Here is a 5,182-nt window from a genome sequence, read left to right on the forward strand (position 1 = left end):
ACTACATCTTTGAAGAAGGTGAACTCGCAGATCGCTTGCTGGAACTTTTCACACAAAAAGAGGCTGAAGGGGTTGAAGTCAGACTCATATACGACAGTATTGGCAGTCTCTCACTGAGCCGCGCCTATCTGAACAAGCTCAGAGAAGCGGGGATCGAGGTCTATAACTTTTTACCCTACAGTTTCGGACGTTTTTTAACCTCCCTCAATTATCGAAACCACAGAAAGATCATAGTGGTGGACGGGAAAATAGCCTTTACGGGTGGGATTAATATTTCAGACAAATACCTCAAAGGAGATGATACCCTGGGGATGTGGCACGATATGCACCTTATGATCCGGGGCAGTGCCGCCCACCACCTGAACACGATATTTATCAATGACTGGGAACTGGTCAGCGGGAATCAACTTCAAATAACACCGCCTTCGGTCCCTGGATTTAATGGAAAAACCCGAATGCAGATCCTGGCCAGCGGGCCCAATGATGATTTTTCCCTGATGGAAAAATTATATTTTACCCTGATTAACAGTGCCCGAAAACACGTCTATATAACCAATCCGTATATCATCCCCAACCACGCCCTGATGACGGCCCTGCATACCGCTGCCCTGAGTGGAGTCGATGTGAGGCTCCTGCTTTCCACGAAATCGGACAGTGTGATCGTCAACCTGTGTGTCCGGTCCTATTTCCAGCGATTCCTCCACTCAGGAGTGCGTATCTTTCTTTATCCCGAAGGTTTTCTCCACAGTAAGATTATTACCGTAGACGATCGGATCTGTACCATTGGAACAGCAAATGTAGATGACCGTAGTTTTCAACACAACTACGAAGTAAATGCCGTTGTTTATGAGAAGGATACGGCGCTCAGGCTCAGGGAATATTTCGAACGGGATTGTAGTAAAAGCCTCGAGCTGAATTACCGGGACTTTAGAGAACGACCGTGGACAGAACGCCTGGCCGAAGGAGCGGCCCGCCTGGTCAGCCCACTGTTGTAGCGTGAATTAAAAAGGCTCTTCCCCTATTATGAGCTGTTCGTCTTCCAGGTTTCGAATCAGCCAGTCGGCATAGGAATCAAAAACACGATCGGAATTCCTTTTTTTGGGCAGGCGAACGTCGGAGCGCCAGATTAATTCGCGCTGTTTTCCGTCGCAGATGCAGTAGAGCGAGGTCTCCGCAGAATACCGGCCCGGACGGGAATTGAAATCTTCGTCGTAATATATCCCCTGATGAATTATATAGTCTTCCTGAAATCGTTCATAAGTCCTTCCCATCTCCGCCAACTGACCACTGAGTTGGTTCCGCGTCTCAGAATTGATGCGTTTCGAAAAAAGAATCGCATCGAAATCCTTATCGAGCAGTTGCTGTTCTACTTTATCCAATTCGGCTTCGTTCCGCTGGGAAGCGGTAAAATCGACATCAAAAAGATCGACACTGCGCATGGCCTCAACGCCCCGCTCTGCAAAGGCATCTTTTAAACGGGTTTCAAACCGGAGCCGGGTATTGTAATCTGAGACCATTCCAACCACCAGTACCTTATCTGCGTGAAACAGCACGGTTTCCGGGTTTTTATATTGGGATTCCTCTTTCATAGATCCGCAGGACAAAAACAATAGGGCAAACAACGCTCCAAAGAGTATATAACCAAAAGAAGTTTGTGATCGGGTGTTCATAGGTAAGGTTTTTTGCAGTATAATCCACTGATTACAACATGCTCTCAAGGAATTCATACAAGCCGGATTTCCAGGTGTTCAGTTTCCTTTCATAATTCTCAAGGTTGTTGCCCACGCCTTTATCCAGGTGGTTAATTTCAGCTTCCAGCGCTCCTGCCTGGGTGCTGTATTCCCGGAGCCGTTCATAAAGGTTCGGTCTTTGTTTTTGATATATGGGCGCATTGAGAAGGAAAAAAATAAACTGCAAATCCCTCTCTATGGCGCGCTTGCGGCTTTTAACATTTTCAGGAGTTCCGGAGTTCCCGTCAGAAGCATTCATGAGCATCGAATTTTTAAGCTTTTAAGTTACGGCTTTTCAATCGCAATTCAGGCAACCATGGTCAGAGTGGGGATGTATTTATTTCATACATTTCCATTAACCTGGGAATACGGGCCAACCACCCTTTTTCAGTTTCCAGTTTTACGCGCAGGGCATCCTGAGCAGTCGGTTCTCCATGTACCAGAAAAATATACTCAGGAGATGGCGCAATATCGGCAACCCAATCCATTAATTCACCCTGATCAGCATGGGCCGATAAACTATCCAATTGTATCACTTTTGCCGCTACAGGGATGTATTTTCCAAATATTTTAAGTTCGTGTGCCCCTTCGAGTAAATTTCTGCCCCGGGTGCCCTCCGCCTGATACCCTACCAGCAAAATCCGGGTGGTGGGACGGTCCAGCAACTGGCTCAGGTAGGTCAACACCCTACCTCCGGAGAGCATACCACTTCCTGCAACTACTACCTTGGGTCTGGGATCATCAATAGCCTTCCATGTATCTCTGTATTCCGTTATAACCTTGATTTGACGACGCATTTTCCGGTAATCTTCCATTGGCAGTTTGTGCCAGTGTGGAAAGCGGGCAAAGAGATCGAGAACATTCTCCCCCATTGGGCTATCTACGTAAATAGGCAAATTCGGTATCCTGTTGGCACGGACCAGTTTCCAGAGCAGGTACATGACAGTCTGCAAGCGCTCCACTGCAAAACTCGGGATAATGCATGTCCCGGATTCGCTGATTGCGGCATTGACATGTTCCTGCAGACACGATTGTATATCGATCTGGGGATGGTTCCTGTTGCCATACGTACTTTCCAAAAAAAGAACGTCTGCTCGCTTGGGTCTATCTGGTGGAGCGAGCAATGGATCACCGGGCCGGCCTACATCTCCTGAAAAAACAATATACCTCTCGGCCATAACGATCTCAATAAAACAAGCACCCAGGATATGCCCGTTAAAGCGAAAGCGAAATTTTAAATCGTCCCCTACAGATTCCCAATGATCTTTGGGTATGGGTTCAAAAAGGGCTACTGTGGCCCGAACATCGTCAACGGTATATAAAGGCAAGGGGTCTTCATGACGGCTATAGCCTTCTTTTCTGGCGCGCTCAGCTTCTTCTTCATGAATTTTGGCACTGTCCTCCAGGACGATCCGGGCTACCTCCAGGCTTGGCGTCGTTCCGTAAATAGGCCCTTTAAAACCCTCGCGTACCAGGCGCGGCAGCATCCCCACATGGTCGAGATGTCCATGGGTTATGAGCACTCTTTGGATCTCAGAAGGTCGTAAAGGCCAGGGTTCCCAGTTCCGTCGCCGGATATCTTTCAGGCCCTGAAACATACCACAGTCCACCAGAATGCGAACCGAAGGGGTCTCGAGTAAAAACTTCGAGCCAGTTACGCAGCCGGCGGCACCCCAGAAATGTATTTTCAGTCCATCCATGAGTTTGCATTTACAGCACACAATTGACCAAACTCTTTGAGGATTCGATTTTTCCGCGATTTAGAAATCCCTATCTGATCCAGCAGATGGGGTTTTTTCAAAACCTCCCTGCAGAGTACGGGCCCCTGTTCAAGGAGCAACTGCTTTTCCTTTGCGCTTAGAAGGGGGCTCACCGTAATCGGATAGAGGCCCGAACGATCGATTCGCATTTTCAAACTGTTTTCAGGGGGATGATTCCAACTCAGAAGATATAGCCCGACACAGTTCCCGTATTTTTCCGCATCCCCGGTAAATCTGGTATTGGTCACAACCCAGCCCGGTTTAAACTCCGAATGATTTCCCGTTCGGTGTCCCCCGTTTTGGAGCACGTCCTCAAACCTTGAATATATGTACAAGGGTACCTTGACGTCACATTTTTTTCCTGGATCTGAATGGTATTTACACTCAATGAGACGGGTACCTTCGCCATTGGTGGCCACCACATCAATCTCATGTGAGACACATTTGCCCCGAAAGCGCTGGTTACTCTTTGTCTGAAATCCCAAGTGGCTGAGCACTGCACTGATGAATCTCTCAAAAGGAAAACCGGTGGGGCCTAATTCATAAATGGCCTGTTTTAATTTGTATCGGGAAGCATAAGACGCCCTATAGCCTCTTAAAAGGGCAAAAGCACGTTTATATATTTTGCGGGTGGGCATGCCTTCATAGACCTCAGCAGTTACCTTTTGGACAATAGTATTGACCAAATCAGCCGGGGCTCCACTGTGCAATAGGGATTTCTTCAGTTTCGCGGCTGAAAATGGAACCTTTTCGCCAGAGGCTTTAACGATTTTAGGACTACCAACCATAAAACGATACCCTTATAACTACTTATGATTCAAAATACTCCCGGATCAGGGCCTGTACCTGATTGGAGGTCATGCTGTCCGCTGTCAGGACGTCTCTTACCCGGGCACTGATAGCAGGATACTCCTGATCCAGTCGCTTTTTAAAGTCTGAATTGGTTCCAGCAGGTCCGAAGAGCACAATGGCATCGGCCTCCCGGAGTTTGTCCGCAAGCTGATCGTAATACTCCCGAAGCTGATGGGTTTCCCTTTCGGTGTACCGGCTGTCGTGGACCACCTGCTGTGGACCCCAACGGGTTTTCGAGCGGGAACCGCCTTTGGGGTTAAAAAACTCCAGATCTGAAGGCACAGTCTGCATTGTGGTCTCTCCCTGGTCTACCGAAACCACAAAGGCCTCTTTTTTGTCCATCCATATACCGATCTGTTTCATGATAATTATTTTTTGAAGTTAATATGATTTAGATTTATTCCTGATTGTTTGCATTTCCGGATGGGGGAATCACCAGAAAGGGAATCCGGGTATGCAACCCAATTTGATCGATTACAGGGGTTACGAGCAAATTCTCAAGAAACGTATGCGTATTACGCACCAAAAGCAACATCTGTATCGGGGTGTCCCGGGCGAAACGATTAATGGCCCCGATAACATCCCCCTGGGCAGTTTCAGTCATCTCCCAGGTATATCCCCCCAGCAATTCCTTGAGTTGCGCCCTTCCCTTTTCGCGCTCAGGTTCCGCATCTGCGGGGGTATACGCATGTAATACATGCAAAATTACTTCGGGTTTTCCCAGCAAATATTTAAGGAATTTTAGGGGTAATTCCTCGTAATTCGGTTTAAAATCTGTCGGAAAAAGGAGATGTTCGAGGGTCCCTACCTCGGCTCCTTCAGGGACTACCAGAACAGGGC

7 protein-coding genes are annotated in these 5,182 nt (G+C 47.8%); 1 reads left to right on the forward strand and 6 read right to left on the reverse strand.

Translation table 11 applies throughout. From position 1 onward, the window contains the following. On the forward strand, window positions 1-995 hold a 995-nt coding region (gene cls / locus WBV75_RS04520; protein WP_424119461.1), incomplete at its 5' end, for a cardiolipin synthase. Between the two features lie 6 nt (window positions 996-1,001). Here cls and WBV75_RS04525 read toward each other — a convergent pair. From WBV75_RS04525 to WBV75_RS04550, 6 genes are all read right to left on the reverse strand, one after another. After that, window positions 1,002-1,670, reverse strand: coding sequence for a hypothetical protein (locus tag WBV75_RS04525; protein ID WP_424119462.1), 669 nt, complete (start codon window positions 1,668-1,670; stop codon window positions 1,002-1,004). 31 nt (window positions 1,671-1,701) lie between these two features. Next, window positions 1,702-1,989 carry a hypothetical protein gene (locus WBV75_RS04530; protein WP_424119463.1) on the reverse strand — a complete coding sequence of 96 codons (288 nt, stop codon included), beginning with the start codon at window positions 1,987-1,989 and terminating at the stop codon, window positions 1,702-1,704. Window positions 1,990-2,050: 61 nt separating this feature from the next. After that, window positions 2,051-3,430: an MBL fold metallo-hydrolase RNA specificity domain-containing protein gene (locus tag WBV75_RS04535; RefSeq protein ID WP_424119464.1), complete on the reverse strand. Its 1,380-nt coding sequence runs from the start codon at window positions 3,428-3,430 to the stop codon at window positions 2,051-2,053. Next, entirely contained in the window at window positions 3,418-4,278 is an 861-nt protein-coding gene (locus WBV75_RS04540) for an ATPase (protein ID WP_424119465.1), read from the reverse strand. The genes WBV75_RS04535 and WBV75_RS04540 overlap by 13 nt, the downstream gene beginning before the upstream one ends. Before the next feature lie 22 nt (window positions 4,279-4,300). Then, window positions 4,301-4,705, reverse strand: a complete 405-nt coding sequence (locus WBV75_RS04545; protein WP_424119466.1) for a hypothetical protein — start codon at window positions 4,703-4,705, stop codon at window positions 4,301-4,303. Window positions 4,706-4,739: 34 nt separating this feature from the next. Then, window positions 4,740-5,182: universal stress protein (locus WBV75_RS04550; RefSeq protein WP_424119467.1), on the reverse strand; the 443-nt coding region annotated here is incomplete at its 5' end.

The sequence above is a fragment of the Robiginitalea sp. genome (assembly GCF_049588695.1).
Classification (GTDB): Bacteria; Bacteroidota; Bacteroidia; order Flavobacteriales; family Flavobacteriaceae; genus Robiginitalea.